This is a genomic window from Roseivivax halotolerans, assembly GCF_900115815.1.
Taxonomy (GTDB): Bacteria; Pseudomonadota; Alphaproteobacteria; order Rhodobacterales; family Rhodobacteraceae; genus Roseivivax; species Roseivivax halotolerans.
Genome location: NZ_FOXV01000003.1, coordinates 81,640 through 97,818 on the forward strand (window position 1 = coordinate 81,640; position 16,179 = coordinate 97,818).

18 protein-coding genes and 1 tRNA gene are annotated in these 16,179 nt (G+C 64.1%); 8 read left to right on the forward strand and 11 right to left on the reverse strand.

Annotated elements, in window-relative coordinates; translation table 11 throughout:
• Nucleotides 1-19 precede the first annotated feature (19 nt).
• Entirely contained in the window at nt 20-1,186 is a 1,167-nt protein-coding gene (locus BM171_RS05390; RefSeq protein ID WP_093009815.1) for a M20 aminoacylase family protein, read from the reverse strand.
• A 64-nt stretch (nt 1,187-1,250) separates the two neighbouring features.
• On the opposite strand from BM171_RS05390, the gene mazG reads away from it, so the two are divergent.
• The 3 genes from mazG to BM171_RS05405 all read left to right on the forward strand — a co-directional run bounded on the left by mazG (nt 1,251) and on the right by BM171_RS05405 (nt 3,696).
• On the forward strand, nt 1,251-2,075 hold the full coding sequence (mazG, locus tag BM171_RS05395; RefSeq protein WP_093009816.1) for a nucleoside triphosphate pyrophosphohydrolase: 825 nt from the start codon (nt 1,251-1,253) through the stop codon (nt 2,073-2,075).
• A gap of 201 nt (nt 2,076-2,276) precedes the next feature.
• A complete protein-coding gene (locus tag BM171_RS05400) occupies nt 2,277-3,248 on the forward strand; it encodes a YihY/virulence factor BrkB family protein (RefSeq protein WP_093009817.1) in 972 nt (323 codons plus the stop codon).
• Between the two features lie 4 nt (nt 3,249-3,252).
• On the forward strand, nt 3,253-3,696 hold the full coding sequence (locus tag BM171_RS05405) for a GNAT family N-acetyltransferase (protein WP_175497495.1): 444 nt from the start codon (nt 3,253-3,255) through the stop codon (nt 3,694-3,696).
• Nucleotides 3,697-3,762: 66 nt separating this feature from the next.
• Here the strand turns inward: BM171_RS05405 and BM171_RS05410 are convergent, their stop codons facing one another.
• The 3 genes from BM171_RS05410 to fabD form a co-directional block, all read right to left on the reverse strand.
• Complete coding sequence (locus BM171_RS05410) at nt 3,763-3,996, reverse strand: acyl carrier protein (protein WP_093009818.1); 234 nt, start codon at nt 3,994-3,996, stop codon at nt 3,763-3,765.
• A 195-nt stretch (nt 3,997-4,191) separates the two neighbouring features.
• Nucleotides 4,192-4,929: a 3-oxoacyl-ACP reductase FabG gene (gene fabG / locus BM171_RS05415; RefSeq protein WP_093009819.1), complete on the reverse strand. Its 738-nt coding sequence runs from the start codon at nt 4,927-4,929 to the stop codon at nt 4,192-4,194.
• 29 nt (nt 4,930-4,958) lie between these two features.
• Complete coding sequence (gene fabD / locus BM171_RS05420; protein WP_093009820.1) at nt 4,959-5,888, reverse strand: ACP S-malonyltransferase; 930 nt, start codon at nt 5,886-5,888, stop codon at nt 4,959-4,961.
• 182 nt (nt 5,889-6,070) lie between these two features.
• Between fabD and BM171_RS05425 the strand changes: the two genes are divergently transcribed.
• Nucleotides 6,071-7,276 carry a cytochrome b/b6 domain-containing protein gene (locus BM171_RS05425; RefSeq protein ID WP_093009821.1) on the forward strand — a complete coding sequence of 402 codons (1,206 nt, stop codon included), beginning with the start codon at nt 6,071-6,073 and terminating at the stop codon, nt 7,274-7,276.
• 4 nt (nt 7,277-7,280) lie between these two features.
• Here BM171_RS05425 and BM171_RS05430 read toward each other — a convergent pair whose 3' ends face one another.
• The 3 genes from BM171_RS05430 to BM171_RS05440 all read right to left on the reverse strand — a co-directional run bounded on the left by BM171_RS05430 (nt 7,281) and on the right by BM171_RS05440 (nt 8,704).
• On the reverse strand, nt 7,281-7,643 hold the full coding sequence (locus tag BM171_RS05430) for a VOC family protein (protein ID WP_093009822.1): 363 nt from the start codon (nt 7,641-7,643) through the stop codon (nt 7,281-7,283).
• A gap of 114 nt (nt 7,644-7,757) precedes the next feature.
• Nucleotides 7,758-8,351 (reverse strand): YceI family protein, encoded by a 594-nt coding sequence (locus tag BM171_RS05435; RefSeq protein ID WP_093009823.1) that lies wholly within the window; start codon nt 8,349-8,351, stop codon nt 7,758-7,760.
• Between the two features lie 98 nt (nt 8,352-8,449).
• Nucleotides 8,450-8,704, reverse strand: coding sequence for a hypothetical protein (locus BM171_RS05440; protein ID WP_093009824.1), 255 nt, complete (start codon nt 8,702-8,704; stop codon nt 8,450-8,452).
• A 245-nt stretch (nt 8,705-8,949) separates the two neighbouring features.
• Between BM171_RS05440 and rpsF the strand changes: the two genes are divergently transcribed.
• From rpsF to rplI, 3 genes are read left to right on the forward strand one after another with little or no spacing between them, the layout of a single operon-like run.
• The gene (gene rpsF, locus BM171_RS05445; protein WP_093009825.1) at nt 8,950-9,309 is read left to right on the forward strand and encodes a 30S ribosomal protein S6; all 360 of its coding nucleotides are present in this window, start codon (nt 8,950-8,952) and stop codon (nt 9,307-9,309) included.
• Between the two features lie 25 nt (nt 9,310-9,334).
• Complete coding sequence (rpsR, locus tag BM171_RS05450; RefSeq protein ID WP_093009826.1) at nt 9,335-9,562, forward strand: 30S ribosomal protein S18; 228 nt, start codon at nt 9,335-9,337, stop codon at nt 9,560-9,562.
• Between the two features lie 12 nt (nt 9,563-9,574).
• A complete protein-coding gene (rplI, locus tag BM171_RS05455) occupies nt 9,575-10,231 on the forward strand; it encodes a 50S ribosomal protein L9 (RefSeq protein WP_093009827.1) in 657 nt (218 codons plus the stop codon).
• Between the two features lie 67 nt (nt 10,232-10,298).
• Here rplI and BM171_RS05460 read toward each other — a convergent pair whose 3' ends face one another.
• The 3 genes from BM171_RS05460 to BM171_RS05470 form a co-directional block, all read right to left on the reverse strand.
• A complete protein-coding gene (locus BM171_RS05460; protein ID WP_093009828.1) occupies nt 10,299-12,272 on the reverse strand; it encodes a bifunctional 2',3'-cyclic-nucleotide 2'-phosphodiesterase/3'-nucleotidase in 1,974 nt (657 codons plus the stop codon).
• Nucleotides 12,273-12,445: 173 nt separating this feature from the next.
• The gene (gene tig, locus BM171_RS05465; protein WP_093009829.1) at nt 12,446-13,777 is read right to left on the reverse strand and encodes a trigger factor; all 1,332 of its coding nucleotides are present in this window, start codon (nt 13,775-13,777) and stop codon (nt 12,446-12,448) included.
• A 24-nt stretch (nt 13,778-13,801) separates the two neighbouring features.
• Nucleotides 13,802-13,886 (reverse strand) — tRNA-Leu (locus BM171_RS05470).
• Between the two features lie 169 nt (nt 13,887-14,055).
• On the opposite strand from BM171_RS05470, the gene BM171_RS05475 reads away from it, so the two are divergent.
• Nucleotides 14,056-14,562 carry a Hint domain-containing protein gene (locus tag BM171_RS05475; protein WP_093009830.1) on the forward strand — a complete coding sequence of 169 codons (507 nt, stop codon included), beginning with the start codon at nt 14,056-14,058 and terminating at the stop codon, nt 14,560-14,562.
• Here BM171_RS05475 and BM171_RS05480 read toward each other — a convergent pair.
• Nucleotides 14,559-16,163, reverse strand: a complete 1,605-nt coding sequence (locus BM171_RS05480) for an NAD(P)H-hydrate dehydratase (RefSeq protein ID WP_342741986.1) — start codon at nt 16,161-16,163, stop codon at nt 14,559-14,561. The genes BM171_RS05475 and BM171_RS05480 overlap by 4 nt on opposite strands.
• Between the last annotated feature and the right edge of the window lie 16 nt (nt 16,164-16,179).

A 16,179-nucleotide genomic window follows, 5' to 3' on the forward strand; every position in this document is an offset into this window, starting at 1 on the left:
TTGGGCGTCTCGTCCTGCGTCAGGCCGCGCGGCCGTGGCGGGCTTCAACGAGGCGCACGAAGAAGGATGCGCCCAGCGGCGCGACCGCATCGTTGAAATCGAATTTCGGGTGATGCACCCCATGCCCGATCCCCTGCCCGAGCTTCACATAGGCCCCCGGCCGCGCCTCCAGCATGTAGGAAAAATCCTCCGCGCCCATCACCGGCGCGGTATCGTCGTCGACACCCGCCCCGCCCGCGATCTCGCGTGCCACGTCCACCGCGAAGGCGACCTGGTCGGCATGATTGACCGTCGGCGGATAGGACCGGTCGTAATCGATCTCGAGCGAGAGCTCCGATCCCATCGCCGCCGCTTCGGCAAGCGTACGGATGCGCCGCTCGGCCATGTCGCGCACGGCGCTGTCGAAGGTGCGGACGGTGCCGCAGATCACCGCCTTCTCGGGGATCACGTTCATCGCCGAACCCGCATGGATCTGCGTGATCGAAACGACGATCTGAGCCATCGGATCGGTGTTGCGCGACGCGATCGTCTGCATCTGCAGACCGAGCCCCATCGCCGCCGGGATCGGATCGAGCGTGCCGTGCGGCCGCGCGGCGTGTCCGCCCTTGCCGGTCAGAGTGATCGTGAAATCGTCGACGGCCGCCATGATCGGGCCGGTCCGGGTCGAGAAACGACCCTCCGCGCTCGAGGGATCGGTATGGATCGCGTAGACCTCCTCGATGCCGAAGCGGTCCATGACGCCTTCCTCGACCATGACGCCGCCGCCACCGCCGCCCTCCTCGGCGGGCTGGAAGAGCAGGACGACACGGCCCGCGAAATTGCGTGTTTCGGCCAGATACCGGGCCGCTCCGAGAAGCATCGCCGTGTGCCCGTCATGGCCGCAGGCATGCATCTTGCCCGGCACGGTCGAGGCATGGGCGGCCCCGGTCTCTTCGGTCATGGGCAGCGCGTCCATATCGGCCCGCAGCCCCGTGACCGGCCCCGGCCCCGTCCCTTCGATCACGGCGACGACGCCCGTTTTCGCGATGCCCTCATGGATCTCGTCGACGCCGAATTCGCGCAGGCGCGCGGCGACGAAAGCGGCGGTCTCGAAGCAGTCGAAGGACAGTTCGGGATGCGCATGCAGGTGCTGCCTCCACGCGGCCATGTCGGGGGCAAATTCGGCGATACGGTTCACGGGGGGCATTGCTGGACTCCTTTGCGGGCTTCCGCCATCCAAAGGACAGAACCCCATCGCGAGGCCGAGAGCAATGGACGACCCACTGATCCGCGATCCGCACGGCGGAATGCCCCGCCTTCTGGCGATCATGCGCGCGCTGCGCGACCCCGAACATGGCTGCCCCTGGGACGTGGAGCAGACCTTCGCGACGATCGCGCCTTACACGATCGAGGAAGCCTACGAAGTGGCCGACGCCATCGAACGCGAAGCCTGGGACGAGCTGCGCGGCGAGCTGGGCGATCTGCTCTTCCAGTCGGTCTTTCACGCGCAGATCGCCTCGGAGCGCGGGTTGTTCGACTTCGACGACGTCGCCAAAGCCATCGCCGACAAGATGCTCGCGCGTCATCCCCACGTCTTCGGCTCCGAATCGAACGCCAAGAGCGCGGAGCAACAGGTGCAGGACTGGGAAGCGGTGAAAGCGGCAGAACGCGCTGAGAAAGCCGAGACCGGCGTTCTCGGCGGCGTCGCCAAGGGTCTGCCCGCGCTCACCCGCGCGGTGAAGCTTCAGAACCGCGCCGCGCGCGTGGGGTTCGACTGGCCGGCGACGGACGAGGTTATCGACAAGGTCGTGGAGGAGGCGCAGGAGCTTCGCGAGGCGACCGATCCCGCGCACCAGGCAGAGGAATTCGGCGACCTTCTTTTCGTTGTCGCCAATCTTGCCCGGCACCTTCAGATCGACCCCGAAGAGGCGCTCAGAGCGGCCAACGCGAAGTTCGAGCGGCGCTTCGGCTTTATCGAGGCAGGTCTCGAGGCGCGCGGCAAACGGCCCGAGGACAGCGATCTTGCGGAGATGGACGCGCTCTGGAACGCGGCGAAGCTTGCGGAAAAATCGGCACCCGATGAGAAAACAGATTGACCTGACAAAAATAGTCGGACATTAATCTCCACGTGGCTTCGGCCACGAGGATTTTCATTCGGCGTCTTCGGTTCCCTCCGACTCGTCGATCCCTGGGCCCCGGCGAGACGTGACGCTGGGGCCTTTTTCATTCTATCGGCGGAAACTGGCACAGCGTGGCATCGGGGCTATACTATCCAAGCAAAGACAAGAGGTTGGACTATGGCGCATCATCCCGGCAAGGATGCTGAGACCCCGATGCAAATTCCGGTGGGCGGGATCTGGCACATGCTGAAGCGCGTCTATACCGACGTGATTGACGACAATGTCCTCGTCATCGCGGCCGGTGTCGCGTTCTTCGGACTGCTCGCGATCTTTCCCGCGGTCACGGCGCTGATCCTTGTGGCAGGGTATGCCCTCAACCCGGAAGATGTCGCAGCCGAGCTCGATGAGCTCGCCGCGCTCCTGCCCGAAAACGCGGCGACGATCATCCAGGATCAGGTCGTGCAGGTCACGGGCGGCTCGGATGGCACGACGGGGCTTCTGTCGATCCTGTCGCTTCTTCTCGCGATCTACGGCGCCACGCGCGGTGTGAAGACCCTGATGGCCGGGATTAACGTCGCCTACGGAGAGAAGGAACGGCGCGGTTTCGTGCGTCTCAACCTCACCGCCTACGTTCTGACCGCCGTTCTGATCTTCGGCGTGCTCGTCTCGCTCGCGATGATGATCGGCACGCCTGCGGCGCTGGCGTTCGTCGGCGTCTCGCAGAACGTCGAATTTCTCGTCCTGGCCGCGCAGTTCATCCTCCTCGCCATCATGTCGGTTGGCGGGCTGTCGTTTCTCTACCGGTATGCGCCCTCTCGGCGCGCGGCGAAATGGCGGTGGATCCTTCCCGGCTCGGTGCTGGCAACGCTGCTCTGGATGCTGGGAACGATGGGCTTCTCGGTCTACGCGCAGAACTTCGCAACCTACAACGAAGCCTATGGGGCGTTGGGCGGCGTCATCATCCTGCTGACATGGATGTGGCTTTCGGCCTTCATCATCCTTCTCGGCGCGGAGGTGAATGCCGAGCTTGAATTCCAGACCCGCCGAGATTCCACGGCTGGCAAGGATCGACCCGAAGGGCAACGCGGTGCCGCCAAGGCCGACCGCTACCCCGAGCGCTACAGCGCCACGGTCGACCTCGGAGAATAGCGCCGTGGCGCGTCTGCGGAGCGCTCGGATCAAAGATCTGGACAGGCTCGAGAAGATCGTTCGCGCGGCCTTCGCGCCTTATGCGGAGATCATCGGCAAGCGACCCGCGCCTATGGATGCGGAATATGCCACCGCGATCCGTGCGGGACGCGTCATCCTCGCCGAGAAGGCAGAGATCACCGGCGTTGCCATCCTCGAAATACGTGGCCGCGAGATCTGGCTCGACACGCTGGCGGTCCTGCCCGGCGTGCAAGGCAGCGGCACCGGCACCCGGCTTGTCGCCGCCGCCGAGGATTGGGCGAGGCAGAACGGGGCGCGCGAGCTCAAGCTCTACACCAACGCCGCGATGACACGGAACCTGACCTATTACCCACGCCTCGGCTTCGAGGAGACGCACCGCGCGAAGATGGACGGGTTCGACCGGGTGTTCTTCACCAAGAAGCTCTGAGCGCACACAGAAAAACGGCGCCTCGATGAGACGCCGTTTTCCGAAATTCTGACGAGGCTCGCGCCGTCAGGCGGCTTCCTTGATGAACTTGACCGCATCGCCGAAGGTCTGGATCGTTTCGGCGGCGTCGTCCGGAATCTCGATGCCGAATTCTTCTTCGAAGGCCATGACCAGCTCGACCGTGTCGAGGCTGTCTGCGCCCAGATCGTCGATGAACGAGGCGTTCTCGGTTACTTTCTCTTCCTCGACGCCAAGATGCTCGACCACAATCTTGCGCACGCGATCTTCGATGTCGCTCATTGTCACTTCCTCATCGTTTTCCGGGCGACTTGGCCCAATAAGCTCGCGCGGTGTTCCGCGCGATGATTGCCCCTTGTCACGGGCGGTTCTGCGGGTCGTTCGGCCCTAGAGCCTGCCCCGGTTCCAAACTGCGTGCGCCTATAGCACAGCATACCGGCATGGCAAACGCTTTCGGCCCGGCGCGTCAAGCCTTGGCTAGAGCATGGCCATGCCGCCATTCACGTGCAGCGTCGTGCCGGTCACGTATCCAGCCTCGGGGCTCGCCAGGTACAGGACAGCCGCGGCGATCTCCTCGGGCGTGCCCATGCGGCCCATCGGGATCTGGCCCATGATCTGCGCCTTCTGATCGTCGTTCAGCTTGCCCGTCATCGCCGTCTCGATGAAGCCCGGCGCGATGGCGTTGACGGTGATCCCGCGGGTTGCGACCTCGTAGGCGAGGCTTTTGGACATGCCGACCATACCCGCTTTCGCGGCGGCATAGTTCGCCTGCCCCGGATTGCCGGTCGCGCCGACGATCGAGGAGATGTTCACGATCCGGCCCCAACGCGCCTTCATCATGCCCCGCATCAAACCTTTGCAAAGGCGGAACGTGGCGGTCAGGTTCACGTCGAGCACGTTTTGCCATTCCTCGTCCGACATCCGCATGAAGATGTTGTCGCGGGTGATGCCGGCATTGTTCACGAGGATATCGACCCCGCCCATCGCCTCGGCGGCCTGTTTCGGCAGCGCTGTCACGGCCTCGGCATCCGAAAGGTTGCAGGGCAGCACATGCGCGCGCTCGCCCAATTCCTCGGCGAGGCGCTGAAGCGGCTCTTCGCGGGTGCCGGACAGACCCACACTCGCACCCGCATTGTAGAGCGCGCGCGCGATCTCTCCGCCGATGCCGCCGGACGCGCCGGTGATGAGGGCGGTTTTTCCTGTCAGGTCGAACATGTCTCGCCTTTCCTTGATGATGTCTCGTCTCAGCCGAGCGCGGCGGCGACGTCGCCGGGCACGCCGATATTGCGGGTCTCGGCCTCCTTGGCAATGCGCCGAACCATACCGGAGAGCGCCTTGCCCGCGCCGATCTCCCAGAATTGGGTCACGCCCTGGTCGGCCATGAAGGCGACGCTTTCGCGCCAGCGGACCGCGCCGGTGACCTGCTCCACCAGAAGCGCGCGGATCTCGTCAGGATCGCTGACGGCCTCGGCGCGCACATTGGCGACGAGCGGCACGGCGGGTGCCTGCATGGGCACTTCGGCGAGCGCGTCCCGCATGACCTGAGCCGCGGGCTGCATCAGCGCCGAATGGAACGGCGCGGAGACCGGCAGCATCAGCGCGCGTTTCGCGCCCTTTTCCTTGGCCAGGGCCGCCGCGCGCTCTACCGCGGCTTTCTCGCCCGAGATCACCACCTGCGCGGGATCGTTGTCATTCGCGGCCTGGCAGACCGCACCTTCTGCCGCCTCCGCCGCGAGCGCCTGCACCGCCTCGATGTCGAGCCCGAGGATGGCGGCCATTGCGCCCTGCCCGACCGGCACGGCGTCCTGCATGGCGCGGCCCCGGATCCGCAGGAGCCGCGCGCAATCGGCGATCCCGAGCGCCCCTGCCGCCGCGAGCGCGGAATATTCCCCGAGCGAGTGACCAGCGACGAAAGCGGCGTCTGTCACCGACGCGCCCTCTGCCTCGAGCGCGCGCATCGCCGCCAGCGACGTCGCCATCAGCGCGGGCTGGGCGTTCTCGGTCAGCGTGAGCGTCTCCGCATCGCCTTCCCAGATGAGGGCGGAAAGCTTCGCCCCGAGCGCGTCATCGACCTCGTCGAACACAGCGCGGGCGGCGGGATAGGCCTCCGCCAGCTCGCGACCCATGCCGATGGCCTGGCTGCCCTGCCCTGGAAAGATGAATGCTCGGCTCATGCGCTGCGGCCTCCCCTGATTGCCCACCGGCCACTCCTCAGGGCCGGGATAAAGTATCGCGGCGGTGTAGCTGGACGAGACAGCGGGCGCAACGTCGTGCGCATCTGATGTGCGTGGAGGCGCGATTGCTGTTCGCGAAACTTCCGCTAGCTCTGCGTTCGACAGGAACAGGATCCGAGACAATGCTCGCCACAAATACCGTCGCCCGCTATGGCTCCGTCGCCAAGTCGTTTCACTGGATCGTCGCCCTAGGCATGATCGCGAATATCGCGCTCGGTCTCTGGGGTGAGCGGTTGCCGCAATCGACCGAGGCCGAGATCGCGCTCAAGTCGACCGTCTTCTCGATCCACAAGACGCTGGGGCTGACGGTGTTTGCGGTAGCGATTCTGCGGGTGATCTGGGCGCTGACGCAGCCGAAGCCCGCGCCCCTCCATCCCGAACGGCGGGCCGAGACCTTTGCCGCCGATGCCGCGCACTGGCTGCTCTATGGCTCGATCATCCTCATTCCGCTCACTGGCTGGGGCTATCACGCGGCGACGGAAGGCTTCGCGCCGATCTGGTGGCCGTTCGGACAGGATCTGCCCTTCATCCCGAACTCGCCAGAGGTCGCACGCATCTTCGGAACATTGCATTACCTCTTCAATATCGTGCTTTGGGTGACGCTGGCGCTGCACATCCTCGGCGCGCTCAAGCACCATTTCTTCGACCGCGACGCGACGCTCGCCCGCATGTTGCCCGGCAGGACCGAAGCGGCGGCTGAAGGTGAAGGTCACGGCCACGTCGCACCCGCCTTCGCGGCGCTCGCTGTCTGGGCCGTCGTTCTCGGCGGTGCCGGCGTGGCAGGCTGGTTCGCGCCCGAGGCCGAAGCGGGCGGCACCGAGCTTGAGGAGGTCGCATCGGACTGGACCGTGGAAGACGGCACACTTGCGATCGTCGTCGTGCAGAACGGCTCCGAGGTCGAAGGGCAGTTCGCCGACTGGACCGCCGACATCACCTTCGAGCAGCAGGATGAGCCGGGCATTTGGGGCGATGTGCGCGTCGAGATTGCCGTTGGCTCCCTGACGCTCGGATCGGTCACGAGCCAGGCGAAAGGATCGGACTTCCTTGCTGCCGAAGAGCATCCGCGCGCGGTCTTCGAGGCGGATCTCGTCAAGGTCTCCGACGAATACGAGGCGCAAGGCACTCTGACGATCAAGGACCAGACGGTGCCGGTGACCATGCCCTTTTCCTTGCGGATCGAGGACGATGTCGCGGACATGAGCGGGCGTCTGACGCTCGACCGGCGGAATTACGGCGTGGGTGAGAACATGCAGGACGAAGGCCAGCTTGCCTTCGACGTCGAGGTCCGCGTTCAGTTGACCGCGCGGCGCAGCCAAGAGGCGGAATAGCCGCTCACGGGCCGGCAAACGCCCTGCTGGACACCGAGACGGAATTGCCGGACGGATCCTTGATGTTGGCGAAAATGTAGCCGTCTGCCTGATGGAGGGTGCCAAACGTGTACCCTGCCTCCTTCGCCGTCGCGCAAAAGGCCGCCACATCCGCCACATCGAAGACCAGCTTGACCAAGGCCTGCCCCTCCTGCTGCCCCTTGGACAATGGATGGAGCAGCAGGGCGGCCCCGTCCTCTCCAGGTCTGAGCTCGACGATCCGATCGCCGTCGGAACGGTGCACGGAAAACCCGAACAGACGTGTATAGAAGTCGATCATCGCCTCTTCTTTACGCGTGTAGATCACGAGGCGACCGAGGGGCGGCATGCGGCATCCTTTGAATGACCTGCGTAGCGTAACATGCCGAGGTCGGGGGCGCGGCAACGAAAAAGGCCGGTCGAAGCATCGACCGGCCTTCGTCGGAAACTCGGGATCAGCGCCTTATTCGGCGGCTGCTGCGTCCTCGCCCGCCTTGGACGCCTCGAGCGAGATGAAGACCTCGACCTCATCGGAGACGTAGGGCGCGAACATGCCGACGTTAAAGTCAGAGCGCAGCAGCGTCGTCGTCGCGTTGAAGCCGACCCACGGCTCGCCTTCCATCGGGTGTTCCATCTGCTGCGTCAGCGTGGTGTCGAGCACGACTTCCTTCGTCACGCCGTTCATCGACAGATCGCCTGTGATATTCGCGGTGTTCTCGCCGGTCACTTCGATTCCGGTCGAGGTGAAGGTCACCATGTCGCCCTCTTCGGCGCCGAAGAAGTCGTCAGACATGAAATGCTCGAAACGGGCTTCCCAACCGGTCAGCATCGACCGCACAGGGAAAGACACTTCCACGGAAGAGTTCGCCGGATCCTCTTCGTCGAACATGATCGTGCCGTCGAAGCCCGAGAACATGCCGTAGGTGGTCGAAAAGCCGAGGTGGTTGTAGTTGAATACAACCTGGCTGTGGCTCGGATCGAAGGTCCATTCCTCCGGGGCCGCGAATGCTGCGAGGGGAAGCGCCGCGAGGGCGGTTGCGAATGTCAGGGTCTTCATAAGTTCGTCTCCATCTCTCTGCCGGACTGGCATAGTCACGCGTGGGAAGATGGAGGGATTGCAGCGGAGAAAAACCTTCGCGGCCTCACAGCGCCTGTTCAGAATTCAACAGGTCGTCTCCTGAGGCTGCGCGCCGCGCCGATTGACCAGCAGCCGATCAACCCAAGGAAGGTCGTAAGACCCAGTTTGAACAGGGTGGTCTCGGGCAGATCCGCGCCCGCCCTACCGATCCAGAGGAAAAAGATCGCGCCGAAGGCACCGAAGCCCAGGCATTTCAACGGCCAGCGCAGCAAGATGAGCGCGCCGTCCGGGAGCGATGAGGAAGAGTTCGGAAGTTCGGTGGCAAGGCTCATGGTCGGGCATCCGTGACTGTTCACGAATATAGGTTAATCTTGGAAGTTGGGCGTGATTTTGTCGCAAATTCGGAATTGCGAAGATGCAAGCCCCACCAGTCTGCGGGCCTTGCGTCACAGAGCGATCCGTGTATACGGGCGCTTCCTTCCGCTGGATCGTGAAACCGGCGCAGCCTCTCGTGGATGGGGGCGGAAGGATTGAGCCCCGTCCTATGAAATGCGCCCGAAAAAAGAACGGAGATCGCATGCCGCTTTACGAGCATGTTTTCATCGCGCGTCAGGATCTGTCCAACGCGCAGGCCGAAGGCCTCATCGAACACTTCTCGACCGTCCTCGGCGACAATGGCGGCAGCCTTGTCGAAAGCGAGTACTGGGGCGTGAAGACGATGGCCTACAAGATCAACAAGAACCGCAAGGGCCACTACGCCTTCCTGAAGACGGACGCGCCCGCGACCGCCGTGCAGGAAATGGAACGCCTGATGCGCCTGCATGACGACGTCATGCGCGTGATGACCATCAAGGTCGACGCGCACGAGGACGGCCCGTCCATCCAGATGCAGAAAAAAGACGAACGCGACGACCGCCGTCGCGAGCGCCGCAACTGATCGCCTGAGAAGAGGAGCATAAACCATGGCAGCAAAACCGTTTTTCCGCCGCCGCAAGGTCTGCCCGTTCTCCGGTGAGAACGCGCCCAAGATCGATTACAAGGACACCAAGCTGCTGCAGCGCTACGTGTCCGAGCGTGGCAAGATCGTGCCGTCGCGGATCACCGCCGTCAGCGCGAAGAAGCAGCGTGAACTGGCCCGCGCCATCAAGCGCGCGCGCTTCCTCGCGCTTCTGCCCTACGCCGTGAAGTAAGGAGAGCACCCCATGCAAGTCATTCTGCTGGAACGCGTGGCCAAGCTGGGCCAGATGGGCGACGTCGTCGACGTCAAGCCGGGCTTCGCGCGCAACTACCTCCTGCTTCAGGGCAAGGCCCTGACCGCAAGCCAGGAGAACATCGCCCGCTTCGAATCCGAGAAGCAGCATCTCGAAGCCAAGAACCTCGAGACCAAGAAAGAGGCCGAAGCCGTTGCCGAGAAACTCGGCGGCGAGCAGTTCGTCGTGATTCGTCAGGCATCGGACGGCGGCAACCTCTACGGCTCCGTCACCACCCGTGACGCCGCAGAGGTCTGCAAGGACGCCGGCTTCGACGTCGACCGCAAGCAGGTCATCATCCGCGAGCCGATCAAGGAGCTTGGTCTGCACGAGGTCGAACTGCACCTGCACCCCGAGGTTATCACGACGATCACGCTGAACGTCGCACGCTCGCCTGAAGAGGCCGAGCTTCAGGCCTCCGGCAAGACCATCCAGGATGCCGCGGCCGAAGAAGAGGCCCAGGCCGAGTTCGAGATTTCCGAGCTTTTCGAAGACCTCGGCGCGGCCGAGCTCGACGAGCTGGAAACCCGCGACGAGCAAGCCTCCGACGAGCCTGCCGTTCAGGAAAAGGAAGAGCTCGACGAAAAACTCGAGGACGACGACAAGTAAGCTGCTTCGACCCTCGAAGATCGAAGGCCGCGGGAGAGATCCCGCGGCCTTTTTACACTAAGTCCCTTCAAAGCGAGATGCGGAAGCGCTGGAAGCCGTCGATCATGTCGCTCGTCTCCTCGATCTCGACGCCTTTCACATCCGCGACGTATTGCGCGGCGTTCGGGCCCGTGTCGAAAAGAACGGTCGTGTTTTCCATCGGCGCGAAAGTCCAGTTGGCGTCGGCCGCAGGCGAAATCGTGCCCTGGTCGACGATGTAGCGCACGATCACGTCACGGTTGGTGTCGGGCGCCTCGAAGACGGTTGTCTCGGGGGTCGCGCCAGGGAAGTTGCCGCCCCCGCCCGCGCGGTAATTGTTTGTCGCGACGATAAACTCTTGCGCGGGGTCGATCGGCGCGCCCTCGAACTCGAGATCCACGATCCGGTTTGCATCCGCGTTTACCACGTTCCCGTCATTGTCGAATCTGGGAGGCTGCGACAGGTCGATCCGATAGGTCACCCCGTCGATCACGTCGAAATTGTAGGACGGGAAGTCGGGGTTCAGCAGAGTCGCATCCGTCGCCCCCGGCTCGATCTGGTTGAACATGCCCGCGGAGCGTTCGAGCCAGTCCTTCACCTGCGCCCCGGTCACCCTCACCGCGCGAACCGTGTTGGGATAGAGATAGAGATCCGCGACATTCTTGATCGCGATATCGCCTGCAGGCACGTCGGTGTAATAGTCCGGCCCGCCGCGACCGCCCGCTTTGAACGGGGCCGCTGCGGACAGGATCGGCAGGCCCTCATGCTCCGTCCCGGCCAACATCTGCTCGATATACCAGCGCTGCGCGTTGGAAACGATCTGCACCGAGGGATCGTCGGCCACGAGCGCGAAATAGGAATAGAGCGGCGCTTCGGTCTGGCCGACCGCGCGTCGCACGTAGGCAAGCGTCGCCTCGTGTTCTTCGGCCACGCTTTCGAGAACCGTATCGACGCTCTCGACCGTTGGCGTCACCGAGCGGTCCTCGCCGCGCTCGTAGATCGGACGGGTCGTGCTTTCGGTGGAGACGACGCGCCAGCTCGACCCGTCACGCTCGAGCATGAGGTCGATCACGCCGAGATGGCTGCCCCAGAAGCCACCCATGACCGCCGGTTTTCCTTCGATCGTGCCCGCGGAGATATCGGTGCCCGCGAACCCTTCGTAATCGGGCGATGGGAAGACAAGATGCGAATGCCCGGTCATCAGCCCGTCGACGCCGCCGACGCGCGCCAGTGGCACCGAGGCATTCTCCATGCCCTCGTCATGCTCCTGCGCGCCGATCCCGGAATGGCTGAGTGCGATGACGATATCGGCCCCCTCCTCGCGCATCTGCGGCACGTAGGCCTCCGCCGCCTCGACGATGTCGCGCGTCTGGACGTTGCCCTCGAGGTGCTGGCGGTCCCAGTTCATGATCTGCGGTGGCACGAAGCCGATAATACCGACGCGGATCGGGTGCGTTTCCCCGGCGCCGTCCGTTACCTCGCGGTCGAGGATCACGTAGGGCTGCACGAGCGTCGTGTCGGCAGTGGGACTTCCGCCCATCTCCTTGACCACGTTCGCCGAAACCACGGGGAAATCCGCCCCGGCAAGCGACTTCATCAGGAAGTCGAGCCCGTAGTTGAATTCGTGATTGCCGAGCGTCGAGGCATCGAAGTTGAGCGTGTTCATCGCGGTGATGACCGGATGGGCATCGCCCTCCTTCATGCCGCGCTCATAGGCGATGTAATCCCCCATCGGATTGCCCTGCAGGAAATCGCCGTTATCGAGAAGAAGGCTGTTGGTCGCCTCGGCCCGGATCGCCTGCACGTGCGCGGCCGTGCGGGCAAGGCCCACAGTGTCGACCTCCCGATCACCGTAATAATCGTAGGGGTAGACATGAACGTGCAGGTCTGTCGTCTCCATCAGCCGCAGATGCACCTGTCCGGCCTGAGCGCGCGCGGAATAGGGATGCAGGAGGGTCAGCGCGGCGGCGGACGTGCCGGTGGCAAGGAAAGCGCGGCGGCTGAGGGCAAGGCGCGAAAGCATGGAAGGACTCCCTGTCTGTTCTGTGTCTTTCAAGAAGCATGACAAACAGAGAGCGATGACGACAGGGTGACGATGCGCCGCCATCATCACGATTGGCCAAGATCCGCCAATCTGCACGAAAAATGCCGCGCACCCGGGGACGCGCGGCATCTGAAATCAGATCGAAGGTGGGATTACTCCTCGTCGAGCTTCTCGACTTCCTTCTGGAGCTCCTCCTTGGAGATCTCCTTCTCGGTCACGTCGGCCTGCTCGGCGATGTGATCGATGACCTTGTCCTCGAAGATCGGCGCGCGCATCTGCTGCTGCATCTGCTGGTTCTGACGCACGAAGTCGAAGAAGGCGCGCTCCTGACCGGGATATTGCCGCGCCTGGTTCATGATCGCCTGCGTCATCTCCGCATCGGTCACGGTCACTTCGGCCTTCTGGCCGATCTCGGCAAGTAGGAGCCCAAGGCGCACGCGGCGCTCGGCGAGCTTCATCTGCTCGTCGGTCGGCTCGATCTCTTCGTGGTCGTGGCCCTGAACCTCGGGATTCTCTTCGTGCCAGATCTGGTGGGCGATCTGCTTGGCCTCGGCGTCGACCAGGCTCGGCGGCAGGTCGAACTTGACCTTCTCGTCGAGCGCGTCGAGCACCTGGCGCTTCATCACCTGGCGCGCGGCACCCTGATACTCGGCCTCGAGCCGCTCACGGATCTGGCCTTTCAGAGCCTCGAGATCCTCGGCACCGTATTTCTGCGCCAGCTCGTCGTTGATCTCGGCAGGCACGGGTTTTTTGACGGCCTTGACTGTCACGTCGAAGACGGCGGCCTTACCGGCGAGGTTCTCTGCGCCGTACTCCTCGGGGAAGGAGACCTCGACGGCCTTCTCTTCACCTTCCTTCACGCCGACGAGCTGCTCTTCGAAGCCGGGAATGAAGGAGTTCGAGCCGAGCACCAGCGGGTAATCCTCCGCAGAACCACCGTCGAAGGCTTCGCCGTCGACCTTGCCGACGAAGTCGATCACGACCTGATCGCCGTCTTTGGCCTTGGTGCCCTTCTTGCGGTCCTCGAAGTTCTGCGCGTTCTCGGCGAGGTTGCTCAGCGCCTCGTCCACATCCGCGTCAGAGGCCTTCGCCACCAGCTTCTCGATCTTGATGTCCGACAGGTCCGCCTCGGGGATGTCGGGCAGCTTCTCGTATTTCATCTCGACCTGGACGTCGTCACCCTCTTTCCAGTCCTCGTTGGTCATCTTGACCTCGGGCTGCATCGCGGGACGGTCGCCGGTCTCCTCGAAATGCTGGTTCATCGCGCCGTCGATGGCTTCCTGCATCGACTCGCCCAGGATCCGCTGGCCGAACTGCTTCTTCAGCAGCGCCATCGGGACCTTGCCCTTGCGGAAGCCCTTCATCTCGATCTCGGGCTGCGCCTCGGAGAGCTTCTCATTGACCTTAGCGTCGAGCTCGTCAGCCGTCACGGTAATCGCGTATTCGCGCTTCAGGCCTTCGTTCAGGGTCTCGGTGACCTGCATTTCGGTGTCCTTTTCCTCATCCTCTGGTGCGGGTGGAGGGACTTGAACCCCCACGCCTTGCGGCGCCAGAACCTAAATCTGGTGCGTCTACCAATTTCGCCACACCCGCAATACGAACATCGGGGCCGAGCAAGCGCAGGCCCCTGGTCGCGCGATCCTCTAGCAAAGGCGCAAAACGGATGCGAGAGGAAAAATCCGTCCAGAAAATGCGCGACATTAACGTCTTCTTGCCGTAATCTTCCGAACAATAAGAGGCAGTGAACAGCAGGATAGCGCCTATGGAACCGAAAACGGTCCGGCGCGCAGACGGGGGCTTTGCCCCTCCGCGCCCCAATTCCATCCATAATCTGGGCCACAATGCGCTCGTGGCCGGCACCAGCGTGCTGACGCTCGACGGCGATTTGCCGGTGGAGATGCTCTCTCCCGGCGACCGTATCATCACGCGGGATCGCGGTTTGGTCGTTCTCGACGATCTGCGTATTTTTCGCGGCGAGGCGCGCCTCGTGTCGGTCCGCGCCGGCACGCTGGGGCATTTACGCCCCGATACGGACATTCTTCTCCCGGCAACGCAAGAAGTGCTGATCCGCGACTGGCGGGCCGCAGCGCTTTATGGGCGTCCGCAGGCAATGGTCGCGGCGGAACGGCTCGTCGACGGGGAATTCGTCCGCGATCTGGGCGCGCGCGAGGTGACGCTCGCCGCGCTGATCTTCGAAGAGCCGCACGTGATCTATGCGGACGGGCTGGAACTCGCCTCGGCTGTGCGCGACCCGGCGCGGGTCGGCTAGAGGCCGATCTCACGAAAAAGCTTCGGCAATTCTTCGGGCAGGTCCTCGGCGATAAGTCCGGGGCCGAAACTGCGCGCGGCTTCCACATGCAGCCAAGCCGCCGCTTCCGCCGCGAGGTGCGGCGCGATGCGACCCGACGCCAAGAGGCCGCCGATCATCCCGGCCAGCACGTCGCCCGCCCCCGCTGTCCCCAGCCAGGGCGCGGCGCGCTCATAAAGCGCGGCGTTGAGCGACACGGCACCTGCCGGACTCGCGATCACCGTATCCGGCCCCTTGAGGAGTATCGTCGCGCCTGCCCGTTCTGCCGCGAGCGCAGCCGCCTCGACCTTCGAGACGTCCCGTTTGCCGTGCGCGAGATCGGGAAAGAGCCGCGCGAATTCGCCTTCATGCGGGGTCAGCACAGCCTGATCATGCAGCGTCGCGAATAGCGCGTCGGGATCGTCTTGGAACGACGACAGGGCGTCTGCGTCGAGGACACTGCGCCGGTTTGCGCCAAGCGCGGTGCGCACGATCTGCCGCGTCTCTTCGCCCAAGCCAAGGCCCGGACCGAGGACAATCGCGGAGAGGCGCCCGTCTTCGAGCATCTCGGCGAGGCCCTCCGCCCCGCGCAGCGGTTTCAGCATGATCGCGTCGAGCCGCGCCGCGTTCTCCTGCACAGCTGCGGGCGGCACACCGAGCGTCACGAGGCCCGCGCCGATCCGGAGGGCCGCCCGCGCCGCCATGCGCGCCGCCCCACCCTTGCCCGGCCCGCCGCCGAGAACGAGCGTGTGACCACGATCGTATTTATGGTGACCAGGGGCGACGGGCAAAATGTCTTCAAGCCAGCGCCGCGCTTCGACACGCCCTGGGTCCAGGAGCCGCAAATACCCCGGTCTTGGCATCGCGGTCAGCGAGGCGGGATGCGCCTCAAGACCGATATCCACCACCTTGAGCGCCGCGCTTGGCGGCGTCTTGAGGAAATGCCCGCGCTTCGCGGCGTGATAGGTGACGGTCAAGTCGGCCGAGAGCGCATCGGCACCCTCCGGCACGAGCATCTGCCCATTATCGCAATCGAGGCCCGAGACGCAGTCGAGCGCGAGGCATCGCACCTGTCCGGTCACACCTGCCCGCGTTCGGACCGCATGCCATGCTGTCACGGCCTCCTGCGGGATTGAACGAGAAAGCCCCGTTCCAAAGAGAGCATCCACCAGCAGATCTGGTCGGTCGCCCTGCCCTGCCTCCCGAAGATCCTGAACGGGTCCGGCCGCTTCCCAAAGCGCCCGCATTCGCCGCGCGTCGGGCGATGCCTTGGCAGCATCGCCCAACCCGAAGACTTCGACCCGCCAGCCAGCATCCAAAAGACGCCGCGCGACGACGTAGCCGTCCCCGCCATTATTGCCCGGCCCGCAAAGAACGACCGCGTGGTGCGGCCCCTCGGCAAGATCGGGCCAATGCGACAAGGCTGCATCGACCGATCCGCGCCCTGCCCGCTCCATCAATTGCAGTCCGCTGACCTTCCCGGCCGACATCGCGGCCTCCTCGGCGGCACGCATCTGGGCGGCGGTCAGAAGCTCCATCGCCAGCCCCGATTCAGTTTCGCTGATTTCTGTGGCGTGATGCACAATAATTAATCACTCC

Bases quoted from the DNA above. Each gene is read 5' to 3' on its own strand.
- BM171_RS05400 (WP_093009817.1), top strand. From the start codon at position 2,277: ATGGCGCATCATCCCGGCAAGGATGCTGAGACCCCGATGCAAATTCCG.
- BM171_RS05440 (WP_093009824.1), bottom strand. From the start codon at position 8,704: ATGAGCCTTGCCACCGAACTTCCGAACTCTTCCTCATCGCTCCCGGAC.
- BM171_RS05410 (WP_093009818.1), bottom strand. From the start codon at position 3,996: ATGAGCGACATCGAAGATCGCGTGCGCAAGATTGTGGTCGAGCATCTT.
- BM171_RS05435 (WP_093009823.1), bottom strand. From the start codon at position 8,351: ATGAAGACCCTGACATTCGCAACCGCCCTCGCGGCGCTTCCCCTCGCA.
- rplI (WP_093009827.1), top strand. From the start codon at position 9,575: ATGCAAGTCATTCTGCTGGAACGCGTGGCCAAGCTGGGCCAGATGGGC.
- rpsF (WP_093009825.1), top strand. From the start codon at position 8,950: ATGCCGCTTTACGAGCATGTTTTCATCGCGCGTCAGGATCTGTCCAAC.
- BM171_RS05475 (WP_093009830.1), top strand. From the start codon at position 14,056: ATGGAACCGAAAACGGTCCGGCGCGCAGACGGGGGCTTTGCCCCTCCG.
- BM171_RS05430 (WP_093009822.1), bottom strand. From the start codon at position 7,643: ATGCCGCCCCTCGGTCGCCTCGTGATCTACACGCGTAAAGAAGAGGCG.
- rpsR (WP_093009826.1), top strand. From the start codon at position 9,335: ATGGCAGCAAAACCGTTTTTCCGCCGCCGCAAGGTCTGCCCGTTCTCC.
- BM171_RS05390 (WP_093009815.1), bottom strand. From the start codon at position 1,186: ATGCCCCCCGTGAACCGTATCGCCGAATTTGCCCCCGACATGGCCGCG.
- fabG (WP_093009819.1), bottom strand. From the start codon at position 4,929: ATGTTCGACCTGACAGGAAAAACCGCCCTCATCACCGGCGCGTCCGGC.
- BM171_RS05425 (WP_093009821.1), top strand. From the start codon at position 6,071: ATGCTCGCCACAAATACCGTCGCCCGCTATGGCTCCGTCGCCAAGTCG.
- fabD (WP_093009820.1), bottom strand. From the start codon at position 5,888: ATGAGCCGAGCATTCATCTTTCCAGGGCAGGGCAGCCAGGCCATCGGC.
- mazG (WP_093009816.1), top strand. From the start codon at position 1,251: ATGGACGACCCACTGATCCGCGATCCGCACGGCGGAATGCCCCGCCTT.
- tig (WP_093009829.1), bottom strand. From the start codon at position 13,777: ATGCAGGTCACCGAGACCCTGAACGAAGGCCTGAAGCGCGAATACGCG.
- BM171_RS05460 (WP_093009828.1), bottom strand. From the start codon at position 12,272: ATGCTTTCGCGCCTTGCCCTCAGCCGCCGCGCTTTCCTTGCCACCGGC.